General features: G+C 52.3%; 16 protein-coding genes. 14 read left to right on the top strand and 2 right to left on the bottom strand.

Going from position 1 to position 22,986, the window contains the following annotated elements; translation table 11 throughout:
• Positions 1-15: 15 nt before the first annotated feature.
• Entirely contained in the window at positions 16-705 is a 690-nt protein-coding gene (gene mutH / locus QUE34_RS17230; protein ID WP_103253748.1) for a DNA mismatch repair endonuclease MutH, read from the bottom strand.
• A 185-nt stretch (positions 706-890) separates the two neighbouring features.
• On the opposite strand from mutH, the gene ygdT reads away from it, so the two are divergent.
• The 13 genes from ygdT to recD all read left to right on the top strand — a co-directional run bounded on the left by ygdT (position 891) and on the right by recD (position 19,733).
• Positions 891-1,037, top strand: a complete 147-nt coding sequence (gene ygdT, locus QUE34_RS17225; protein ID WP_269218580.1) for a protein YgdT — start codon at positions 891-893, stop codon at positions 1,035-1,037.
• Positions 1,038-1,389: 352 nt separating this feature from the next.
• Positions 1,390-1,920, top strand: coding sequence for an RNA pyrophosphohydrolase (gene rppH / locus QUE34_RS17220; RefSeq protein ID WP_000564486.1), 531 nt, complete (start codon positions 1,390-1,392; stop codon positions 1,918-1,920).
• Positions 1,921-1,932: 12 nt separating this feature from the next.
• The gene (ptsP, locus tag QUE34_RS17215) at positions 1,933-4,179 is read left to right on the top strand and encodes a phosphoenolpyruvate--protein phosphotransferase (protein WP_032303719.1); all 2,247 of its coding nucleotides are present in this window, start codon (positions 1,933-1,935) and stop codon (positions 4,177-4,179) included.
• 150 nt (positions 4,180-4,329) lie between these two features.
• Complete coding sequence (lgt, locus tag QUE34_RS17210) at positions 4,330-5,205, top strand: prolipoprotein diacylglyceryl transferase (RefSeq protein WP_000204658.1); 876 nt, start codon at positions 4,330-4,332, stop codon at positions 5,203-5,205.
• Between the two features lie 6 nt (positions 5,206-5,211).
• Positions 5,212-6,006, top strand: coding sequence for a thymidylate synthase (gene thyA, locus QUE34_RS17205; RefSeq protein WP_000816232.1), 795 nt, complete (start codon positions 5,212-5,214; stop codon positions 6,004-6,006).
• A 184-nt stretch (positions 6,007-6,190) separates the two neighbouring features.
• Positions 6,191-6,661, top strand: a complete 471-nt coding sequence (locus QUE34_RS17200) for a prepilin peptidase-dependent protein (protein WP_103253749.1) — start codon at positions 6,191-6,193, stop codon at positions 6,659-6,661.
• Positions 6,652-7,215 carry a prepilin peptidase-dependent protein gene (locus tag QUE34_RS17195; protein ID WP_032303717.1) on the top strand — a complete coding sequence of 188 codons (564 nt, stop codon included), beginning with the start codon at positions 6,652-6,654 and terminating at the stop codon, positions 7,213-7,215. Before QUE34_RS17200 ends, QUE34_RS17195 begins: the two co-directional genes overlap by 10 nt.
• A complete protein-coding gene (locus QUE34_RS17190) occupies positions 7,212-7,619 on the top strand; it encodes a DUF2509 family protein (RefSeq protein ID WP_001078401.1) in 408 nt (135 codons plus the stop codon). The genes QUE34_RS17195 and QUE34_RS17190 overlap by 4 nt, the downstream gene beginning before the upstream one ends.
• Complete coding sequence (locus QUE34_RS17185; RefSeq protein ID WP_001276460.1) at positions 7,604-7,927, top strand: prepilin-type N-terminal cleavage/methylation domain-containing protein; 324 nt, start codon at positions 7,604-7,606, stop codon at positions 7,925-7,927. Before QUE34_RS17190 ends, QUE34_RS17185 begins: the two co-directional genes overlap by 16 nt.
• 12 nt (positions 7,928-7,939) lie before the next feature.
• Positions 7,940-11,308, top strand: coding sequence for an exodeoxyribonuclease V subunit gamma (gene recC / locus QUE34_RS17180; protein ID WP_032303715.1), 3,369 nt, complete (start codon positions 7,940-7,942; stop codon positions 11,306-11,308).
• Positions 11,309-11,483: 175 nt separating this feature from the next.
• Positions 11,484-14,372, top strand: a complete 2,889-nt coding sequence (ptrA, locus tag QUE34_RS17175; protein ID WP_032303714.1) for a pitrilysin — start codon at positions 11,484-11,486, stop codon at positions 14,370-14,372.
• A complete protein-coding gene (gene recB, locus QUE34_RS17170; protein ID WP_032303713.1) occupies positions 14,365-17,907 on the top strand; it encodes an exodeoxyribonuclease V subunit beta in 3,543 nt (1,180 codons plus the stop codon). Before ptrA ends, recB begins: the two co-directional genes overlap by 8 nt.
• Positions 17,907-19,733 (top strand): exodeoxyribonuclease V subunit alpha, encoded by a 1,827-nt coding sequence (recD, locus tag QUE34_RS17165; RefSeq protein ID WP_032303712.1) that lies wholly within the window; start codon positions 17,907-17,909, stop codon positions 19,731-19,733. Before recB ends, recD begins: the two co-directional genes overlap by 1 nt.
• A gap of 237 nt (positions 19,734-19,970) precedes the next feature.
• On the opposite strand, the gene argA is transcribed toward recD, so the two are convergent.
• Entirely contained in the window at positions 19,971-21,302 is a 1,332-nt protein-coding gene (gene argA, locus QUE34_RS17160) for an amino-acid N-acetyltransferase (RefSeq protein ID WP_000237940.1), read from the bottom strand.
• 230 nt (positions 21,303-21,532) lie between these two features.
• On the opposite strand from argA, the gene amiC reads away from it, so the two are divergent.
• Entirely contained in the window at positions 21,533-22,786 is a 1,254-nt protein-coding gene (gene amiC / locus QUE34_RS17155; RefSeq protein ID WP_000016907.1) for an N-acetylmuramoyl-L-alanine amidase AmiC, read from the top strand.
• Positions 22,787-22,986 lie beyond the last annotated feature (200 nt).

Genomic DNA, 22,986 nt, shown 5'->3' with positions numbered 1-22,986 from the left:
AGGTCAAAGCGATGGCTACTGGATCAGAAAATGACGGGCCAGTAGCGCACTGGTGAAATTCTTCTTCAAATAAAAGCCACGCGGCAGCGTCAGAATCCGTTCGCCCCGGGCACCAATGGCTTCGGTAAGCGCTTTCGCATTCGCTGCTTTCGGGCGTATCTGTAAATACTCCCCGTGACGAGCGGTGATCCGCTCAACCTGACCGAGAACAATCATATCCATTAATTCTTCCCAGTCTTCGCGCAGTTGCCGGTCTTCCTCTTCATTCGGGCTCCATAGCAATGGTGATCCTACGCGACGCTGCGCCAGCGGGATGCTGCGCTCGCCTTCAACCGGTATCCACAGTACGCGTTTGAGCTTGTGGCGCACGTGGCTGGTTTCCCAGGTCACCCCGCTATTACCCGTTAACGGGGCAACACAAACGAATGTTGTTTCCAGCGGACGACCAAGACTATCCACAGGGATAGTTTTAAGTTCCACGCCCAGAGCAGCAAAATCTTGCTCAGGTTTACTCCCTGCGCTGGCACTTAGCCAGATCTCCAGTAACACGCCAATCCAGCCCTTATCGCGTTTTAAATTCTCCGGCGTCACCAGCCCGGCAAGTGCCGCCAGTTCTCCCAATGTATAACCAGAAAGTTGTTGTGCTTGCGCTAACAATTGTTCTTCAGTTTCGGGAGGAGAGAGCAGTGGGCGAGGTTGGGACATGTCATGATACCTTGGTTAAAAAACAAACAGCACTTCTGTGCCGAATATTCGCAGTGTAACTTTTTCCACATGCGTTGTTCAATTCTCTGATTTATATTGCTTTTTAGATTGTCGGTAATCGAGTTGCGCAACACTGCAACGGGTTTTCCAAATCTGGTCACTGAAAATAAACAGGATCTTACACCATGTTATCCACAGAAAGCTGGGATAACTGTGAAAAACCTCCACTACTGTTTCCATTTACAGCCTTGACGTGCGACGAAACTCCAGTTTTTAGTGGTTCAGTGCTTAACTTAGTGGCACATTCTGTGGATAAATACGGCGTTGGTTGATCTTTCGCCAACCTGTAAATGAGAGGTGTGACTTGGGTCACGAATTACTCCTTTTTATTACTTAAATTACATGTAATGCATTGACTAATAATGATTATTTTAAAATGTCGATATCAGGCTTATTCAGAATGCTCCGGGTTTTCCCGTAGTAATTCCGTAGTTCTTCACAACTCTATCCACAGAAAAGGTGAATAAAAACGGCTATCCACCCCTTCCTCTGTTTATAACTCTGCACATAACTGTGAGTTATTCAATTGTTATTAGTGTGTAATGCCCTGCAGAGAGTGGTTTACCGTCTTCATGGAGTATGAAACAATCATTCGTATATAAAGCTTTATTTTGAGGTAGTCCGGTGATTGATGACGATGGCTACCGCCCAAACGTAGGTATCGTGATTTGTAATCGCCAGGGGCAGGTAATGTGGGCCCGGCGATTTGGTCAGCACTCCTGGCAATTTCCGCAAGGCGGAATTAACCCAGGAGAATCCGCAGAACAGGCGATGTACCGTGAATTGTTTGAAGAAGTAGGATTAAGCCGCAAAGACGTTCGAATCCTTGCTTCAACGCGTAACTGGTTGCGCTACAAATTACCGAAACGTTTGGTGCGTTGGGACACGAAGCCGGTTTGTATCGGCCAAAAACAAAAATGGTTTCTCTTGCAGCTGGTGAGCGGCGATGCAGAAATCAATATGCAAACCAGCAGTACACCAGAGTTTGATGGCTGGAGATGGGTAAGTTACTGGTATCCGGTCAGACAGGTGGTGTCATTTAAACGTGATGTCTACCGTAGGGTAATGAAAGAGTTCGCGAGTGTTGTGATGGCGCTGCAGGATAATACGCCAAAACCACAAAACGCATCTGCTTATCGACGTAAAAGAGGTTAAGTCACGCCAATTATGCTCACTCGCCTGCGCGAAATAGTCGAAAAGGTAGCCAGCGCACCACGCCTGAATGAGGCGTTAAATATTCTGGTTACCGACATCTGTCTTGCGATGGATACCGAGGTCTGTTCGGTCTACCTGGCCGATCATGACCGACGTTGTTACTACCTGATGGCGACCCGGGGGCTGAAAAAACCACGCGGTCGCACTGTAACGCTTGCGTTTGATGAAGGGATCGTCGGCCTGGTTGGCAGGCTGGCGGAACCGATAAACCTTGCAGATGCGCAAAAGCACCCCAGCTTCAAATACATCCCCTCCGTAAAAGAAGAACGTTTCCGCGCGTTTTTAGGCGTACCAATTATTCAACGTCGCCAGTTGCTTGGTGTACTGGTGGTACAGCAACGAGAGTTGCGCCAGTATGACGAAAGTGAAGAATCCTTCCTGGTGACGCTTGCCACCCAGATGGCAGCGATTCTTTCTCAGTCGCAGTTGACTGCCTTGTTTGGGCAATATCGCCAGACGCGAATCCGTGCATTACCGGCAGCGCCCGGTGTAGCAATTGCCGAAGGCTGGCAGGATGCCACGTTACCTTTAATGGAACAGGTGTATCAGGCATCAACGCTGGATCCGGCTCTGGAACGCGAACGACTGACCGGGGCGCTGGAAGAAGCGGCAAACGAGTTTCGCCGCTACAGCAAACGCTTTGCCGCCGGTGCACAAAAAGAAACGGCGGCTATTTTCGATCTTTACTCGCACCTGCTTTCGGACACCCGGCTGCGTCGCGAATTGTTTGCCGAGGTTGATAAAGGCTCGGTGGCAGAGTGGGCGGTAAAAACGGTCATTGAAAAATTTGCCGAACAGTTTGCCGCGCTAAGCGATAACTATCTCAAAGAGCGGGCTGGCGATTTACGTGCGCTGGGTCAGCGATTGCTGTTTCATCTTGATGACGCTAATCAAGGGCCGAACGCCTGGCCGGAACGTTTCATTCTGGTGGCAGATGAACTGTCAGCGACAACGCTTGCTGAGCTGCCCCAGGATCGCTTAGTCGGTGTTGTCGTGCGAGATGGCGCAGCCAACTCCCATGCTGCGATCATGGTACGTGCGCTGGGGATTCCTACCGTAATGGGCGCGGATATTCAGCCTTCTGTGCTGCATCGTCGGACGTTGATCGTCGATGGTTATCGCGGTGAATTGCTGGTCGATCCGGAGCCGGTACTGCTGCAAGAATATCAGCGGCTAATTAGTGAAGAGATTGAGCTTAGCCGTCTGGCGGAAGATGACGTCAATTTACCCGCCCAGTTAAAAAGCGGCGAGCGCATTAAAGTCATGCTCAATGCCGGTTTAAGCCCGGAACATGAACAAAAACTGGGCAGCCGTATTGATGGCATAGGACTTTATCGCACTGAAATCCCATTCATGTTGCAAAGTGGTTTTCCGTCGGAAGAAGAACAGGTGGCGCAGTATCAGGGGATGCTGCAAATGTTCAATGATAAACCCGTCACCTTGCGTACGCTGGATGTCGGAGCAGATAAGCAGCTGCCTTACATGCCGATCAGCGAAGAGAATCCATGCCTGGGTTGGCGTGGGATTCGCATTACGCTCGATCAGCCGGAGATCTTCTTGATTCAGGTGCGGGCGATGCTGCGTGCTAATGCCGCTACGGGCAACCTGAATATTCTGTTGCCGATGGTCACCAGCCTCGATGAAGTTGACGAAGCACGCCGCCTGATTGAACGTGCCGGACGTGAAGTCGAGGAGATGATCGGTTACGAAATTCCCAAACCACGTATCGGCATCATGCTTGAAGTGCCGTCAATGGTATTTATGCTGCCGCATCTGGCAAAGCGGGTCGATTTTATCTCTGTTGGCACCAACGATCTGACTCAATACATCCTGGCCGTTGATCGCAACAATACCCGGGTGGCGAACATTTATGACAGTCTTCATCCTGCAATGTTACGAGCTCTGGCGATGATCGCTCGGGAAGCGGAAATACATGGCATCGATCTCCGTTTGTGCGGTGAAATGGCAGGCGATCCCATGTGCGTGGCAATCCTCATTGGGCTTGGCTATCGCCATCTGTCTATGAACGGACGGTCTGTTGCGCGCGTAAAATACCTGCTGCGGCGCATTGATTTTGCCGAAGCAGAAAACCTTGCGCAGCGCAGTCTGGAAGCGCAACTGGCGACCGAAGTTCGCCATCAGGTTGCGGCCTTTATGGAGCGTCGCGGCATGGGCGGGTTGATTCGCGGAGGGTTATAGCGCGGATCATATACATATCTTTTAACGGTATCCGGCAACCAGCCAGGTCCCCTTGTGCTATTATTCGCACCTTTGGAGCGCCTGAAACCTGCGGCGCGCATTTCAATCGCTGTTCTCTTTCAGCGAAATAACAAGAACTTGTGGTGACAGATGACCAGTAGCTATCTGCATTTTCCGGAGTTTGATCCGGTCATTTTCTCAATAGGACCCGTAGCGCTTCACTGGTACGGCCTGATGTATCTGGTGGGTTTCATTTTTGCAATGTGGCTGGCAACACGTCGGGCGAATCGTCCGGGCAGCGGCTGGACCAAAAATGAAGTTGAAAACTTACTCTATGCGGGCTTCCTCGGCGTCTTCCTCGGTGGACGTATTGGTTATGTTCTGTTCTACAACTTCCCGCAGTTTATGGCCGATCCGCTGTATCTTTTCCGTGTCTGGGACGGCGGCATGTCCTTCCACGGCGGCCTGATTGGCGTTATCGTGGTGATGATTATCTTCGCCCGCCGTACTAAACGTTCCTTCTTCCAGGTTTCTGATTTTATCGCACCACTCATTCCGTTTGGTCTTGGTGCCGGGCGTCTGGGCAACTTTATTAACGGTGAATTGTGGGGCCGCGTTGACCCGAACTTCCCGTTTGCCATGCTGTTCCCCGGCTCCCGTACAGAAGATATTTTGCTGCTGCAAACCAACCCGCAGTGGCAATCCATTTTCGACACTTACGGTGTGCTGCCGCGCCACCCATCACAGCTTTACGAGCTGCTGCTGGAAGGTGTGGTGCTGTTTATTATCCTCAACCTGTATATTCGTAAACCGCGCCCAATGGGAGCTGTCTCAGGTTTGTTCCTGATTGGCTACGGCGCGTTTCGCATCATTGTTGAGTTTTTCCGCCAGCCCGACGCGCAGTTTACCGGTGCCTGGGTGCAGTACATCAGCATGGGACAAATTCTTTCCATCCCGATGATTGTCGCGGGTGTGATCATGATGGTCTGGGCATATCGTCGCAGCCCACAGCAACACGTTTCCTGAGGAACCATGAAACAGTATTTAGAACTGATGCAAAAAGTGCTCGACGAAGGCACACAGAAAAACGACCGTACCGGAACCGGAACGCTTTCCATTTTTGGTCATCAGATGCGTTTTAACCTGCAGGATGGATTCCCGCTGGTGACAACCAAACGTTGTCACCTGCGTTCCATCATCCACGAACTGCTGTGGTTCCTGCAGGGCGACACTAACATTGCTTATCTACACGAAAACAATGTCACCATCTGGGACGAATGGGCCGATGAAAACGGCGACCTCGGGCCAGTGTATGGTAAACAGTGGCGCGCCTGGCCAACGCCGGATGGTCGTCATATTGACCAGATCACTACGGTACTGAACCAGCTGAAAAACGACCCGGATTCGCGCCGCATTATTGTTTCAGCGTGGAACGTAGGCGAACTGGATAAAATGGCGCTGGCACCGTGCCATGCATTCTTCCAGTTCTATGTGGCAGACGGCAAACTCTCTTGCCAGCTTTATCAGCGCTCCTGTGACGTCTTCCTCGGCCTGCCGTTCAACATTGCCAGCTACGCGTTACTGGTGCATATGATGGCGCAGCAGTGCGATCTGGAAGTGGGTGATTTTGTCTGGACCGGTGGCGACACGCATCTGTACAGCAACCATATGGATCAAACTCATCTGCAATTAAGCCGCGAACCGCGTCCGCTGCCGAAGTTGATTATCAAACGTAAACCCGAATCCATCTTCGACTACCGTTTCGAAGACTTTGAGATTGAAGGCTACGATCCACATCCGGGCATTAAAGCGCCGGTGGCTATCTAATTACGAAACATCCTGCCAGAGCCGACGCCAGTGTGCGTCGGTTTTTTTTACCCTCCGTTAAATTCTTCGAGACGCCTTCCCGAAATTTTGCAACCTCCTGCAACGGCGTAAATAGTCCGGAAGATGCGCCGAAGAAATAGAAACTGGCCCTCGTCTTTTTTTCTCCTCGCTCCATACTGCCGGCATGAAAACACAACATGGTTATACGCTGATTGAAACGCTGGTCGCGATGCTGATTCTGGTCATGCTAAGCGCAAGTGGACTCTATGGCTGGCAATACTGGCAGCAGTCGCAACGGCTATGGCAAACCGCCAGCCAGGCGCGGGACTATTTGCTCTATTTACGTGAAGATGCCAACTGGCATAACCGCGACCACAGTATCAGCGTTATCAGGGAGGGGGCGTTATGGTGCCTTGTGAGTTCCGCGGCTGGGGCCAATACCTGTCATGGCAGTTCACCATTGGTCTTTGTGCCACGCTGGCCCGAAGTCGAAATGAGCGACCTGACACCTTCGCTTGCTTTCTTTGGCCTGCGCAATACCGCATGGGCCGGGCATATTCGCTTTAAAAACTCAACGGGCGAGTGGTGGCTGGTGGTTTCGCCGTGGGGAAGACTCCGGCTTTGTCAGCAAGGAGAAACAGAAGCATGCCTGTAAAAGAGCTAGGTTTTTCTCTGCTGGAAGTGTTGATTGCTATGGCGATCAGTAGCGTATTGTTGCTGGGGGCAGCACGCTTTCTGCCTGCGTTACAGCGTGAAAGTTTAACGAGCACCCGTAAGCTGGCGCTGGAAGATGAAATCTGGCTGCGGGTATTTACCGTCGCGAAGCATCTCCAGAGGGCGGGTTATTGTCATGGCAGCTGTACCGGCGAAGGGCTGGAAATTGTCGGACAGGGGGACTGTATCATTGTGCAGTGGGATGCGAACAGTAACGGTATCTGGGATCGCGAACCGGTAAAAGAGTCCGACCAGATTGCATTTCGTCTGAAGGAGCATGTGCTGGAAACGCTACGCGGTGCGACATCCTGTGAAGGTAAGGGCTGGGATAAAGTCACTAATCCGGATGCCATCATTATCGACACTTTTCAGGTTACCCGACAGGATGTCAGCGGTTTCTCGCCGGTGTTGACGGTTAATATGCATGCTGCCAGCAAGGCTGATCCACAAACTGTGGTGGATGCCAGCTATAGCGTGACAGGATTCAACCTGTGAACCGCGAAAAGGGTGTTTCGTCACTGGCTCTGGTCCTTATGCTGCTGGTTTTGGGTAGCTTGCTATTGCAAGGAATGAGTCAGCAGGATCGCAGTTTTGCCTCTCGCGTGAGCATGGAAAGTCAGTCATTGCGCCGCCAGGCCATCGTTCAGTCGACGCTGGAGTGGGGAAAAATGCACGCCTGGCAGACGCAGCCCGCAGTTCAGTGCTTACTGTACGCTGCCACCGGTGCCCGGGTTTGTCTGCGTTTATTGGCAGATAATGAAGCCTTATTGATTGCCGGTTATGAAGGCGTTTCGTTGTGGCGAACAGGCGAAGTCATCGATGGAAACATTGTTTTTTCGCCACGCGGCTGGAGCGATTTTTGTCCGCTGAAAGAGAGGGCGTTATGTCAGCTTCCCTGAAGAATCAACAAGGCTTTAGCCTGCCGGAGGTGATGTTGGCGATGGTGCTGATGGTGATGATTGTCACTGCGTTATCGGGTTTCCAGCGAACATTAATGAACAGTCTTGCCAGCAGAAACCAGTACCAACAGCTCTGGCGGCATGGCTGGCAGCAAACGCAACTGCGTGCGATTTCGCCACCTGCCAACTGGCAGGTCAACCGAATGCAGACATCGCAGGCGGGATGTGTCAGCATCAGCGTTACGCTAGTTTCACCCGGGGGCAGAGAAGGCGAGATGACCCGCCTGCATTGCCCGAATCGTCAGTAGTCAGGAGCCGCTATGTTAAGGGTCTACCATTCCAATCGTCTGGACGTGCTGGAAGCGTTGATGGAGTTTATTGTCGAACGCGAACGGCTGGACGATCCTTTCGAACCAGAGATGATTCTGGTGCAAAGTACCGGTATGGCGCAGTGGCTGCAAATGACCCTGTCGCAAAAGTTTGGTATTGCGGCAAACATTGATTTTCCGCTGCCAGCGAGCTTTATCTGGGATATGTTCGTCCGGGTGTTACCGGAGATCCCCAAAGAGAGCGCCTTTAACAAACAGAGCATGAGCTGGAAACTGATGACTCTGCTGCCGCAACTGTTGGAGCGCGAAGACTTTACCCTGTTGCGGCATTATCTGACTGACGATAGCGACAAGCGAAAACTGTTCCAGCTTTCCTCTAAAGCGGCGGACCTGTTTGACCAGTATCTGGTCTATCGCCCGGACTGGCTGGCACAGTGGGAAGCCGGGAATCTGGTAGAAGGACTTGGAGAGGCGCAGGCCTGGCAAGCGCCGTTGTGGAAGGCGCTGGTGGAATATACCCATCAACTCGGGCAACCGCGCTGGCACCGCGCCAATCTCTATCAGCGCTTTATCGAAACGCTGGAGTCCGCGACGACCTGCCCGCCGGGGTTACCTTCGCGCGTCTTTATATGCGGTATTTCCGCGTTACCGCCTGTTTATCTCCAGGCGCTACAGGCGCTGGGTAAACATATTGAAATCCATCTCCTGTTTACCAACCCCTGCCGTTATTACTGGGGCGACGTTAAAGATCCTGCTTATCTGGCGAAACTGCTGACTCGCCAGCGCCGACACAGTTTTGAAGATCGCGAATTACCGCTATTTCGCGACAGCGAAAATGCCGGGCAGCTCTTTAACAGCGATGGTGAACAGGATGTCGGCAACCCGCTGCTGGCCTCATGGGGCAAGCTTGGGCGCGACTACATTTATCTCCTTTCTGATCTGGAGAGCAGCCAGGAGCTGGACGCTTTTGTCGATGTGACGCCAGATAACCTGCTGCATAACATTCAGTCTGACATTCTGGAACTGGAGAACCGCGCCGTTGCGGGTGTGAACATCGAAGAGTTTTCCCGTAGCGATAACAAACGCCCTCTTGATCCACTGGATAGCAGTATCACCTTCCACGTTTGCCATAGCCCGCAGCGTGAAGTTGAAGTTTTACACGATCGCTTGCTGGCGATGCTGGAGGAAGACCCGACACTTACTCCGCGCGACATCATCGTGATGGTGGCCGACATCGACAGCTACAGTCCGTTTATTCAGGCTGTGTTTGGTAGCGCACCTGCGGATCGTTACCTGCCTTACGCCATTTCCGACCGTCGAGCGCGGCAGTCGCATCCGGTACTTGAAGCGTTTATCAGCCTGTTATCGTTGCCAGACAGCCGATTTGTGTCGGAAGACGTGCTGGCATTACTGGATGTGCCGGTGCTGGCGGCGCGGTTTGACATCACCGAAGAAGGGCTGCGTTATTTACGTCAGTGGGTCAACGAGTCCGGAATTCGTTGGGGGATAGATGACGATAACGTTCGCGAGCTGGAACTCCCCGCCACAGGTCAACACACCTGGCGGTTTGGCCTGACGCGCATGTTGCTGGGCTACGCGATGGAAAGCGCGCAGGGCGAGTGGCAATCGGTTCTGCCTTATGATGAATCGAGCGGCTTAATTGCAGAACTGGTGGGGCATCTGGCTTCACTGCTAATGCAGCTAAACATCTGGCGTCGCGGGCTGGCGCAGGAGCGTCCGCTGGAAGAGTGGTTGCCGGTTTGTCGCGATATGCTCAACGCCTTCTTCCTGCCGGATGCGGAAACCGAAGCGGCGATGACGCTGATCGAACAACAATGGCAGGCGATTATCGCCGAAGGTTTAGGTGCGCAGTATGGCGACGCGGTGCCGTTGTCACTATTGCGTGATGAACTGGCACAACGTCTGGATCAGGAACGTATCAGCCAGCGTTTTCTCGCCGGGCCGGTTAACATTTGTACTCTGATGCCAATGCGTTCCATCCCATTCAGAGTGGTTTGCCTGCTGGGAATGAACGACGGCGTTTACCCACGCCAGCTTGCGCCATTGGGCTTTGACCTGATGAGTCAGAAACCGAAGCGTGGCGACCGTAGCCGTCGCGATGATGACCGCTATCTGTTCCTGGAAGCGTTAATTTCCGCGCAGCAAAAACTCTATATCAGCTATATCGGGCGTTCCATTCAGGATAACAGTGAACGTTTCCCGTCGGTGCTGGTGCAGGAACTGATCGACTACATCGGGCAAAGCCATTATCTACCGGGCGATGAAGCGCTCAATTGTGATGAAAGCGAGGCGAGGGTAAAAGCGCATCTTACTTGCCTCCATACCCGGATGCCGTTTGATCCACAAAACTATCAGCCAGGTGAACGACAAAGCTATGCACGTGAGTGGTTACCTGCGGCAAGCCAGGCTGGTAAGGCACATTCTGAATTTGTTCAGCCGCTGCCGTTTACCTTGCCGGAAACCGTGCCGCTGGAGACGCTACAACGATTCTGGGCGCATCCGGTGCGGGCGTTTTTCCAGATGCGCTTGCAGGTGAACTTCCGTACCGAAGATAGCGAAATTCCCGACACCGAACCTTTTATTCTTGAAGGGCTTAGTCGTTATCAAATCAACCAGCAGTTATTGAATGCTCTGGTCGAGCAAGATGATGCCGATCGCTTATTCCGCCGCTTCCGGGCGGCAGGGGATTTACCGTATGGCGCTTTTGGTGAAATTTTCTGGGAAACACAGTGTCAGGAGATGCAGCAGCTTGCCGACAGAGTCATTGCCTGTCGCCAACCGGGGCAAAGTATGGAAATTGATCTCGCCTGCAACGGTGTGCAAATAACGGGTTGGTTGCCGCAGGTGCAGCCGGATGGCCTGTTACGCTGGCGTCCCTCTTTATTAAGTGTGGCGCAGGGAATGCAACTTTGGCTGGAACACCTTGTCTACTGTGCCAGCGGTGGTAATGGTGAAAGTCGCCTTTTTCTACGCAAAGACGGCGAGTGGCGTTTTCCGCCGCTTGCAGCCGAACAGGCTTTACATTACCTCTCAGAACTGATTGAGGGGTATCGTGAAGGGATGTCCACGCCGCTGCTGGTGTTACCTGAAAGTGGCGGCGCGTGGCTAAAAACCTGTTATGACGCGCAAAACGATGCCATGCTGGATGACGATTCCACGTTGCAGAAAGCCCGTACGAAATTCCTTCAGGCTTACGAAGGCAACATGATGGTGCGTGGAGAAGGTGATGATATCTGGTATCAACGGCTCTGGCGGCAATTAACACCAGAGACAATGGAAGCCATCGTTGAACAGTCGCAACGTTTCCTGTTACCGCTGTTTCGCTTTAATCAGTCATGAGTGCTGTATAAAAATTGCGCAATTCATCTGCTTACTTTATGATGCGCACCAGTCACGGACTGATGGTTATATAGACATAGGCTGACTCGTGCAGCACAAGATTAAATTCTGCCGGATAATTTTCGTTAACGTATTGAATCTGGACAGAAAATAAAGTTGATAATGAGGTCCGTGAATGCCCCGCAGCACCTGGTTCAAAGCATTATTGTTGTTTGTTGCCCTTTGGGCACCCTTAAGTCAGGCAGAAACGGGATGGCAGCCGATTCAGGAAACCATCCGTAAAAGTGGTAAAGATAACCGCCAGTATCAGGCTATACGTCTGGATAACGGTATGGTGGTTTTGCTGGTTTCTGACCCGCAGGCGGTTAAATCGCTCTCGGCGCTGGTGGTGCCCGTTGGGTCGCTGGAAGATCCCGAGGCGTACCAGGGGCTGGCACATTACCTTGAACATATGAGTCTGATGGGTTCGAAAAAGTACCCGCAGGCTGACAGTCTGGCTGAATACCTCAAAATGCACGGCGGCAGCCACAATGCCAGCACGGCACCGTATCGCACGGCTTTCTATCTGGAAGTTGAGAACGACGCCTTACCCGGTGCGGTAGACCGCCTGGCCGATGCTATTGCTGAACCCTTGCTCGACAAGAAATACGCCGAACGTGAGCGTAATGCGGTGAACGCTGAATTAACCATGGCGCGTACGCGTGATGGGATGCGCATGGCACAGGTCAGCGCAGAAACCATTAACCCGGCACACCCAGGTTCAAAGTTTTCTGGTGGTAACCTCGAAACTTTAAGCGATAAACCCGGCAATCCGGTACAGCAGGCGCTGAAAGATTTCCACGAGAAATATTACTCTGCCAATCTGATGAAGGCGGTTATATACAGCAATAAACCGTTGTCGGAGTTGGCAAAAATGGCGGCGGACACTTTTGGTCGCGTGCCGAACAAAGAGAGCAAAAAACCGGAAATCACCGTGCCGGTAGTCACCGACGCGCAAAAGGGCATTATCATTCATTACGTCCCGGCGCTGCCGCGTAAAGTTCTGCGCGTTGAGTTTCGCATCGATAACAATTCAGCGAAGTTCCGTAGTAAAACGGATGAATTGATTACCTATCTGATTGGTAATCGCAGCCCAGGTACACTTTCTGACTGGCTGCAAAAGCAGGGATTAGTTGAGGGCATTAGCGCCAATTCCGATCCTATCGTCAACGGCAACAGTGGCGTATTAGCGATCTCTGCGTCTTTAACCGATAAAGGTCTGGCGAATCGCGATCAGGTTGTGGCGGCCATTTTTAGCTACCTCAATCTGTTACGCGAAAAAGGGATTGATAAACAATACTTCGATGAACTGGCGAATGTGCTGGATATCGACTTTCGTTATCCGTCAATCACCCGTGATATGGATTACGTTGAATGGCTGGCAGATACCATGATTCGCGTTCCTGTTGAGCATACGCTGGATGCAGTCAATATTGCCGATCGGTACGATGCTAAAGCAGTAAAAGAACGCCTGGCGATGATGACGCCGCAGAATGCGCGTATCTGGTATATCAGCCCGAAAGAGCCGCACAACAAAACGGCTTACTTTGTCGATGCGCCGTATCAGGTAGATAAAATTAGCGCACAAACTTTCGCCGACTGGCAGAAAAAAGCCGCCGACATTGTGCTCTCTTTGCCAGAGCTTAACCCTTATATTCCTGACGATTTCTCGCTGATTAAGTCAGAGAAGAAATACGACCATCCAGAGCTGATTGTTGATGAGTCGAATCTGCGCGTGGTGTATGCGCCAAGCCGTTATTTTGCCAGCGAACCCAAAGCTGATGTTAGCCTGATTTTGCGTAACCCGAAAGCCATGGACAGCGCCCGCAATCAGGTGATGTTTGCGCTCAATGATTATCTTGCCGGACTGGCGCTTGATCAGTTAAGCAACCAGGCGTCGGTTGGTGGCATAAGTTTTTCCACCAATGCTAACAACGGCCTTATGGTTAATGCCAATGGTTACACCCAGCGCCTGCCGCAGCTGTTCCAGGCTCTGCTGGAGGGCTACTTTAGCTATACCGCTACGGAAGATCAGCTTGAGCAGGCGAAGTCCTGGTATAACCAGATGATGGATTCCGCAGAAAAGGGCAAAGCGTTCGAGCAGGCGATTATGCCCGCGCAGATGCTCTCGCAAGTGCCGTACTTCTCGCGAGATGAACGGCGCAAAATTTTGCCTTCAATCACTTTGAAAGAGGTGCTGGCCTATCGCGACGCCTTAAAATCAGGGGCTCGACCAGAGTTTATGGTTATTGGCAACATGACCGAAGACCAGGCAACAACGCTGGCACGCGATGTGCAAAAACAGTTGGGCGCTGATGGTTCGGAGTGGTGTCGTAACAAAGATGTCGTGGTCGATAAAAAACAATCCGTCATCTTTGAAAAAGCCGGTAACAGCACCGACTCCGCACTGGCAGCGGTATTTGTACCGACTGGCTACGATGAATACACCAGCTCAGCCTATAGCTCTCTGCTGGGGCAGATCGTACAGCCGTGGTTCTACAATCAGTTGCGTACCGAAGAACAGTTGGGCTATGCCGTGTTTGCGTTTCCAATGAGCGTGGGACGTCAGTGGGGCATGGGCTTCCTGTTGCAAAGCAATGATAAACAGCCTTCATTCTTGTGGGAGCGTTACAAGGCGTTTTTCCCAACCGCAGAGGCAAAATTGCGGACGATGAAGCCAGAAGAGTTTGCGCAAATCCAGCAGGCGGTAATAACCCAGATGCTGCAGGCACCGCAAACGCTCGGCGAAGAAGCATCGAAGTTAAGTAAAGATTTCGATCGCGGCAATATGCGCTTCGATTCGCGTGATAAAATCGTGGCCCAGATAAAACTGCTGACGCCGCAAAAACTTGCTGATTTCTTCCATCAGGCGGTGGTCGAGCCGCAAGGCATGGCTATTCTGTCGCAGATTTCCGGCAGCCAGAACGGGAAAGCCGAATATGTGCATCCTGAAGGTTGGAAAGTGTGGGAGAACGTCAGCGCGTTGCAGCAAACAATGCCCCTGATGAGTGAAAAGAATGAGTGATGTCGCCGAGACACTAGATCCTTTGCGCTTGCCCTTACAGGGCGAGCGCCTGATTGAAGCCTCTGCCGGCACAGGCAAAACCTTTACGATTGCGGCGCTCTATTTGCGCCTGTTACTTGGACTAGGCGGTTCTGCCGCCTTTCCCCGCCCGCTGACCGTTGAAGAACTGCTGGTGGTGACCTTTACCGAGGCTGCCACGGCAGAATTGCGCGGTCGTATCCGTAGCAATATCCACGAGTTGCGCATCGCCTGTCTGCGTGAAACCACCGACAATCCACTGTACGAACGCCTGCTGGAAGAGATCGACGATAAAGCGCAAGCCGCGCAGTGGTTGTTGTTAGCCGAACGGCAGATGGATGAAGCGGCAGTCTTTACTATTCACGGTTTTTGCCAGCGCATGCTCAACTTGAATGCCTTTGAATCCGGCATGCTGTTTGAGCAGCAGCTGATTGAAGATGAGTCTCTGCTACGCTACCAGGCCTGCGCCGATTTCTGGCGTCGCCACTGCTACCCGCTGCCGCGTGAAATTGCCCAGGTGGTCTTTGAAACCTGGAAAGGGCCGCAGGCGTTGCTGCGCGATATTAATCGTTATCTGCAAGGCGAAGCACCGGTTATCAAAGCACCGCCGCCCGATGATGAAACGCTGGCTTCCCGCCACGCGCAAATTGTGGCGCGTATTGATACGGTAAAACAGCAGTGGCGCGACGCAGTGGGTGAACTGGATGCGCTGATCGAATCTTCTGGTATTGATCGACGCAAGTTTAACCGTAGCAATCAGGCTAAATGGATCGAGAAGATCAGTGCCTGGGCAGAAGAAGAGACCAACAGTTATCAGTTACCGGAGTCGCTGGAAAAATTCTCTCAGCGTTTCTTAGAAGATCGCACGAAAGCCGGGGGGGAAACCCCGCGACATCCACTGTTTGAGGCGATCGATCAACTGCTTGCAGAACCATTGTCGATCCGTGATCTGGTGATCACCCGCGCATTGGCTGAGATCCGCGAAACAGTAGCGCGTGAAAAACGCCGCCGTGGCGAATTGGGTTTTGATGACATGTTAAGTCGGCTCGATTCCGCGCTGCGTAGCGAAAGCGGCGAGGTGTTGGCAGCGGCGATCCGTACGCGATTCCCGGTGGCAATGATTGATGAATTTCAGGATACCGACCCCCAGCAGTACCGAATTTTTCGCCGTATCTGGCACCATCAGCCGGAAACCGCATTGTTGCTGATTGGCGACCCGAAACAGGCCATATATGCATTCCGGGGTGCGGATATCTTCACTTATATGAAGGCGCGTAGCGAAGTTCACGCCCACTACACCTTAGATACCAACTGGCGCTCCGCACCAGGAATGGTGAACAGCGTGAATAAGCTTTTCAGTCAGACTGATGACGCGTTCATGTTTCGCGAAATACCGTTTATTCCAGTGAAATCAGCCGGGAAAAATCAGGCGTTACGTTTTGTGTTTAAAGGTGAAACGCAGCCTGCGATGAAAATGTGGCTGATGGAAGGCGAAAGCTGCGGCGTTGGCGATTATCAAAGTACCATGGCGCAGGTATGTGCTGCGCAAATCCGCGACTGGCTACAAGCCGGACAGCGGGGCGAAGCGTTGCTGATGAACGGCGACGACGCGCGTCCGGTGCGTGCTTCGGACATCAGTGTGCTGGTGCGCAGCCGCCAGGAGGCCGCTCAGGTGCGCGATGCCTTAACGCTGCTGGAAATCCCTTCCGTTTACCTTTCGAACCGCGACAGTGTTTTTGAAACTCTGGAAGCGCAGGAGATGCTTTGGCTGTTGCAGGCGGTGATGACACCAGAACGTGAGAACACCCTGCGCAGTGCGCTGGCAACGTCAATGATGGGGCTGAATGCGCTGGATATTGAAACGCTGAATAATGACGAACATGCGTGGGATGCGGTAGTCGAAGAGTTCGATGGTTATCGGCAAATCTGGCGCAAACGTGGCGTTATGCCGATGCTGCGGGCGCTGATGTCGGCGCGTAACATTGCAGAAAACTTGCTGGCAACAGCAGGCGGTGAGCGGCGTCTTACCGATATCTTGCATATCAGCGAATTGCTACAAGAAGCCGGAACGCAGCTGGAAAGTGAACATGCGCTGGTACGCTGGTTATCGCAACATATCCTCGAGCCAGACAGTAATGCCTCCAGCCAACAAATGCGTCTCGAAAGTGATAAACATCTGGTGCAGATTGTCACGATCCACAAATCGAAAGGGCTGGAATATCCATTGGTCTGGCTGCCGTTTATCACCAATTTCCGCGTCCAGGATCAGGCGTTTTATCACGATCGCCACTCGTTTGAGGCTGTTCTGGATCTTAATGCTGCGCCAGAAAGCGTCGACCTCGCGGAGGCCGAACGTCTGGCGGAAGATCTGCGTTTGCTTTACGTTGCGCTGACGCGTTCGGTTTGGCATTGCAGTCTCGGCGTTGCACCGCTGGTGCGCCGTCGTGGCGATAAAAAAGGTGACACCGACGTCCACCAAAGTGCGCTCGGGCGTTTGCTGCAAAAAGGGGAACCGCAAGATGCGGCAGGGCTTCGCACCTGTATTGAAGCGTTATGCGATGATGATATTGCCTGGCAAACGGCACAAACTGGTGATAACCAGCCCTGGCAGGTTAATGATGCTTTAACTGCAGAACTGAATGCGAGGACGCTACAACGATTGCCCGGCGATAACTGGCGTGTCACCAGCTACTCCGGTTTGCAGCAGCGTGGTCACGGTATCGCTCAGGATCTGATGCCACGGCTGGATGTTGATGCCGCAGGCGTGGTCAGCGTCGTTGAAGAACCGACGTTAACACCGCATCAGTTCCCGCGCGGTGCGTCACCAGGGACATTCTTGCACAGTTTGTTTGAAGACCTCGATTTTACCCAGCCGGTTGACCCGAACTGGGTACAGGAAAAACTGGAACTCGGCGGCTTTGAATCGCAGTGGGAACCAGTGTTGACCGAGTGGATCACGGCTGTCCTCCAGGCACCTCTCAATGAAACGGGTGTTAGCCTGAATCAGCTTTCCGACCGCGATAAACAGGTGGAGATGGAGTTTTACCTGCCGATTAGTGAACCGCTCATCGCCAGCCAGCTTGATGCACTAATTCGCCAGTTTGATCCGCTATCCGCTGGCTGCCCGCCGCTGGAGTTCATGCAGGTACGCGGCATGTTAAAAGGCTTTATCGACCTGGTATTCCGCCACGAAGGGCGTTATTACCTGCTCGACTATAAATCCAACTGGCTGGGTGAAGACAGTTCGGCTTATACCCAACAGGCTATGGCAGCGGCGATGCAGGCACACCGCTATGATCTGCAATATCAGCTTTATACCCTGGCGCTGCATCGTTATCTGCGCCATCGCATTGCTGATTACGACTATGATCGTCACTTTGGCGGCGTTATCTATCTGTTCCTGCGTGGCGTTGATAAAGAACATCCGCAACAAGGGATTTACACAACCCGACCCAACGCCGGGTTGATTGACCTGATGGATGAGATGTTTGCCGGTATGACCCTGGAGGAGGCGTAATGAAATTGCAAAAGCAATTACTGGAAGCTGTGGAGCACAAACAGCTACGCCCGCTGGATGTGCAATTTGCCCTGACCGTGGCGGGAGATGAACATCCTGCCGTCACCCTCGCGGCAGCCCTGTTAAGCCACGACGCCGGGGAAGGGCATGTCTGTTTACCGCTCTCACGACTGGAAAATAACGAGGAGTCACATCCGCTGTTAGCAACCTGCGTCAGCGAAATCGGTGAGTTACAAAATTGGGAAGAATGCTTGCTGGCTTCACAAGCGGTCAGCCGGGGAGATGAACCAACGCCGATGATCCTCTGTGGTGATCGTCTTTATTTGAATCGCATGTGGTGTAACGAGCGCACAGTGGCACGCTTTTTCAACGAAGTGAATCATGCCATTGAGGTTGATGAAGCTCTACTGGCGCAAACCCTGGACAAACTTTTTCCAGTAAGCGATGAAATTAACTGGCAAAAAGTGGCGGCGGCAGTGGCGCTGACGCGGCGGATCTCGGTGATTTCCGGCGGCCCTGGCACCGGTAAAACGACCACCGTAGCGAAGTTGCTGGCAGCGTTAATTCAAATGGCAGACGGCGAACGCTGCCGTATCCGTCTGGCTGCACCAACGGGTAAAGCTGCCGCGCGCTTAACCGAATCTCTCGGCAAGGCTTTGCGCCAGTTACCGCTGACCGATGAACAAAAGAAACGCATTCCGGAAGATGCCAGCACTTTGCACCGATTGCTGGGTGCGCAGCCGGGTAGCCAGCGTTTACGTCATCATGCCGGTAACCCGCTGCATCTTGATGTGCTGGTGGTAGATGAAGCGTCAATGATCGATCTGCCTATGATGTCGAGACTGATCGACGCCTTGCCCGATCATGCGCGAGTGATCTTTCTCGGCGATCGTGATCAACTAGCCTCGGTTGAGGCTGGGGCTGTGCTGGGCGATATCTGCGCTTATGCCAATGCGGGCTTTACCGCAGAGCGTGCCGGGCAGCTAAGCCGCCTGACGGGAAGCCACGTCCCGGCGGGAAGCGGTACGGAAGCGGCATCTTTGCGCGACAGTCTCTGCCTGCTGCAAAAAAGCTATCGTTTCGGCAGCGATTCTGGCATTGGTCAGTTAGCTGCGGCGATCAACCGTGGTGATAAAACGGCAGTGAAAACCGTTTTTCAGCAGGATTTTACTGATATCGAAAAACGGCTTTTACAGAGCGGCGAAGACTATATTGCGATGCTTGAGGAGGCTCTTGCGGGTTACGGGCGTTATCTGGATCTGCTTCAGGCACGTGCCGAGCCGGATTTAATCATTCAGGCGTTCAATGAGTACCAGCTTTTGTGCGCCCTGCGGGAAGGGCCGTTTGGCGTGGCTGGACTGAATGAGCGAATTGAGCAGTTTATGCAACAGAAGCGCAAAATTCATCGTCATCCGCACTCTCGTTGGTACGAAGGCCGACCAGTGATGATTGCCCGTAATGACAGCGCGCTTGGGTTGTTTAATGGCGATATCGGTATTGCGCTGGATCGCGGGCAGGGGACGCGCGTCTGGTTTGCGATGCCGGATGGCAATATTAAGTCTGTGCAACCGAGCCGCCTGCCAGAACACGAAACCACGTGGGCGATGACGGTACATAAATCGCAGGGATCGGAGTTTGACCATGCGGCGTTGATTTTACCGAGCCAACGCACGCCAGTTGTAACGCGAGAGCTGGTTTACACTGCGGTGACCCGCGCGCGTCGCCGTCTGTCGTTGTATGCCGATGAGCGCATATTAAGTGCGGCAATCGCCACTCGTACTGAGCGGCGCAGTGGTCTGGCGGCGTTGTTTAGTTCGCGGGAATAAACGTGATTGCCTGATGCGATGCATGCGCGTCCTGTCATGCCTCCGGGCATTGCGCATATGCGCATCTGGCGATTTCCGTCGCTTACCCTAAATCCGCCATCAACACCTTTGATTTGATGTAGGTCGGATAAGGCGTTCACGCCGCATCCGACGATGAGCGTCAATACCTGATGCGATGCTAGCGTGTTTATCATGCCTCCAGGCATTGCGCATGTCGCATCTGGCGATTTCCACCACTTACCCCAAATCCGCCATCAACACTTTGGATTTACGCTGGTAGTTGTACAACTGCTTTTTGCTCTCGGGCAGTAAATCAATATCCACCGGGGTAAATCCACGTTCCTGGAACCAGTGAATACTGCGCGTGGTCAGTACAAACAATTTGCTTAATCCGCTTTGCTTCGCCTGAGCGGCAATGCGCTCCAGCAAAACCTCGCCCCTTGATGAGCTGCGGTAATCCGGGTGAACGGCCACACAGGCCATTTCCCCAATCTTCTCTTCCGGGAACGGATAGAGTGCTGCGCAGGCAATAGTCGTGTTATCGCGCTGAATAATAGTGAATTTGTCGATTTCCATCTCCAGTTGCTCGCGAGAACGGCGTACCAGAATACCTTGCTGCTCCAGTGGGCGAATCAACTCCAGAATGCCGCCAATATCGTTGATTGTTGCGCGACGAATTTGCTCGGCGCTTTCCATCACAATCTGCGTACCGATACCGTCACGTGAGAACAACTCTTGCAACAGCGCGCCATCTTCCTGGTAACTAATTAAATGACAGCGACGTACGCCGCTGCGGCAGGCTTTCACCGCACCACGCAAAAAGCGCACCGTACCGGAGTTGTAATCGCCTTTCTCTTCCTGAGCTTCTACCCGCGCTTGTGCTTCGTTAGGGAAAAGCTCGGAGACAATATCGCCGTCGTCATTAGTGACGCCCTGTGAAGAGCAAAAACCAATCATCTTTTCAGCTTTCAGTTTGATGGCCAGTTGAGTGGCGATCTCTTCCGAGGTCAGATTAAAGCTCTCGCCAGTGACTGAAACCGCGACCGGCCCCAGCAGCACTATCGCACCGCTGTCCAGTTGACGATGAATCGCATCTTCGTCAATCCGCCGGATACGCCCGCTATGGCAGTAATCCACACCGTCATCCACGCCCAGCGGCTGGGCAATAATAAAATTGCCACTGACGACGTTGATATGCGCGCCCTGCAGCGGCGTGTTATTGAGACTCATCGACAGGCGAGCAGTAATGTCCAGTTGCAATGTTCCCGCAGCCTGCTTCACCAGTTCTAGTGTTTTGGCGTCGGTCACGCGTATATTTTTGTGATATAGCGGTTCGTGGTGATGCGCTGCCAGATTCGCATCGATCTGCGGGCGCGCTCCATAGACCACGACCAGACGGATGCCGAGGCTGTGCAGCAACCCGATATCATTAACGATACTGGAGAAATTCTCATGCTCAATGGCTTCACCGCCGAGCATGATGACAAACGTTTTTCCCCGGTGGGTATTGATATAAGGAACCGAATGGCGGAATCCCTCGACCAACTCGGTTTTACGTTCCTTCACCACGGCACACCTCTTTGCATGATTATTCGTAATTATTGTATTTTTATTCTGTTTTTTCACTGGGTGCAAGTGCAAATTTTACGCATGAGCAACTTTTTTATCAGTAATGCCGTGAATATAAAAAGAATGTTTACCGTTTATTAGATGACAGATTATGCGTCTTTCGCTAAAGTTTCCGGTCAAATTAGTCGTTTATTTGTTACACAGCTTAGATTTTTTTGCTCGGGAGATGCATGTCGGGATCCAACACAGCAATCAGCCGTCGTCGTTTACTGCAAGGCGCGGGTGCCATGTGGCTATTGAGCGTAAGTCAGGTCAGTCTGGCTGCGGTCAGCCAGGTCGTGGCGGTGCGCGTCTGGCCTGCGTCCAGCTACACCCGTGTGACGGTAGAATCTAATCGTCAGCTGAAATATAAGCAGTTCGCGTTGAGTAACCCTGAACGCGTGGTGGTGGATATCGAAGATGTAAACCTGAACTCAGTGCTCAAGGGGATGGCGGCACAAATTCGTGCTGATGACCCGTTCATCAAGTCGGCGCGCGTCGGGCAGTTTGACCCGCAAACCGTGCGGATGGTTTTTGAGTTAAAGCAAAACGTAAAACCGCAGCTGTTTGCCCTTGCTCCGGTCGCCGGGTTTAAAGAGCGTCTGGTGATGGATCTCTATCCTGCCAATGCTCAGGACATGCAGGACCCGCTGCTGGCGCTGCTGGAGGATTACAATAAAGGCGATCTCGAAAAGCAGGTGCCGCCTGCGCAGAGTGGCCCGCAGCCAGGCAAAGCAGGGCGCGATCGTCCGATTGTCATTATGCTTGACCCTGGCCATGGCGGCGAAGACTCCGGTGCGGTGGGGAAATACAAAACGCGTGAAAAAGATGTGGTATTGCAAATTGCCCGCCGTTTGCGCTCTCTGATTGAGAAAGAGGGCAATATGAAAGTTTACATGACCCGTAATGAAGACATCTTCATTCCGTTGCAAGTGCGCGTAGCAAAAGCACAGAAACAGCGTGCTGACTTGTTTGTCTCTATTCATGCCGATGCCTTTACCAGTCGCCAGCCGAGCGGTTCCTCTGTGTTTGCGCTCTCTACCAAAGGTGCAACCAGTACCGCGGCAAAATATCTGGCGCAAACTCAGAACGCCTCGGACTTGATTGGTGGCGTGAGTAAGAGCGGCGACCGTTATGTCGACCATACTATGTTCGATATGGTGCAGTCGCTGACCATTGCCGACAGTCTGAAGTTTGGTAAAGCTGTGTTGAATAAGCTCGGTAAAATCAACAAGCTGCATAAAAATCAGGTTGAACAAGCCGGGTTTGCCGTGCTGAAAGCGCCTGATATACCCTCCATTTTGGTCGAAACGGCGTTTATCAGTAACGTTGAGGAAGAACGTAAACTGAAAACGGCAACCTTCCAGCAGGAAGTTGCGGAATCAATCCTCGCAGGGATAAAAGCGTATTTTGCCGATGGGGCGACGCTGGCGAGAAGGGGATAATGTTTTTATTTATTCAATGAATTTATATTTCGTTGAATAGATAATATTTACCTGAATATTAGACGTTGGTTTTGTGACTGATGTCGAATATTTGAATGTCGGCTTGAAAAATAAGCCGACCATCTCTTTAATTAAGCACAATTCCGTGTAATGTATATGCATTAGTTAATCATCTTGTAACTGTTAAATCAGGCAAGGCA

The organism is Escherichia sp. KS167_9B (assembly GCF_030295215.1).
Lineage (GTDB): Bacteria > Pseudomonadota > Gammaproteobacteria > Enterobacterales > Enterobacteriaceae > Escherichia > Escherichia coli_F.
This window is presented reverse-complemented; position numbering and strand designations above follow the sequence as displayed.

Bases quoted from the DNA above. Each gene is read 5' to 3' on its own strand.
- mutH (WP_103253748.1), bottom strand. From the start codon at position 705: ATGTCCCAACCTCGCCCACTGCTCTCTCCTCCCGAAACTGAAGAACAA.
- ygdT (WP_269218580.1), top strand. From the start codon at position 891: ATGTTATCCACAGAAAGCTGGGATAACTGTGAAAAACCTCCACTACTG.
- ptsP (WP_032303719.1), top strand. From the start codon at position 1,933: ATGCTCACTCGCCTGCGCGAAATAGTCGAAAAGGTAGCCAGCGCACCA.
- lgt (WP_000204658.1), top strand. From the start codon at position 4,330: ATGACCAGTAGCTATCTGCATTTTCCGGAGTTTGATCCGGTCATTTTC.
- thyA (WP_000816232.1), top strand. From the start codon at position 5,212: ATGAAACAGTATTTAGAACTGATGCAAAAAGTGCTCGACGAAGGCACA.
- QUE34_RS17200 (WP_103253749.1), top strand. From the start codon at position 6,191: ATGAAAACACAACATGGTTATACGCTGATTGAAACGCTGGTCGCGATG.
- QUE34_RS17195 (WP_032303717.1), top strand. From the start codon at position 6,652: ATGCCTGTAAAAGAGCTAGGTTTTTCTCTGCTGGAAGTGTTGATTGCT.
- QUE34_RS17185 (WP_001276460.1), top strand. From the start codon at position 7,604: ATGTCAGCTTCCCTGAAGAATCAACAAGGCTTTAGCCTGCCGGAGGTG.
- recC (WP_032303715.1), top strand. From the start codon at position 7,940: ATGTTAAGGGTCTACCATTCCAATCGTCTGGACGTGCTGGAAGCGTTG.
- ptrA (WP_032303714.1), top strand. From the start codon at position 11,484: ATGCCCCGCAGCACCTGGTTCAAAGCATTATTGTTGTTTGTTGCCCTT.
- recB (WP_032303713.1), top strand. From the start codon at position 14,365: ATGAGTGATGTCGCCGAGACACTAGATCCTTTGCGCTTGCCCTTACAG.
- recD (WP_032303712.1), top strand. From the start codon at position 17,907: ATGAAATTGCAAAAGCAATTACTGGAAGCTGTGGAGCACAAACAGCTA.
- amiC (WP_000016907.1), top strand. From the start codon at position 21,533: ATGTCGGGATCCAACACAGCAATCAGCCGTCGTCGTTTACTGCAAGGC.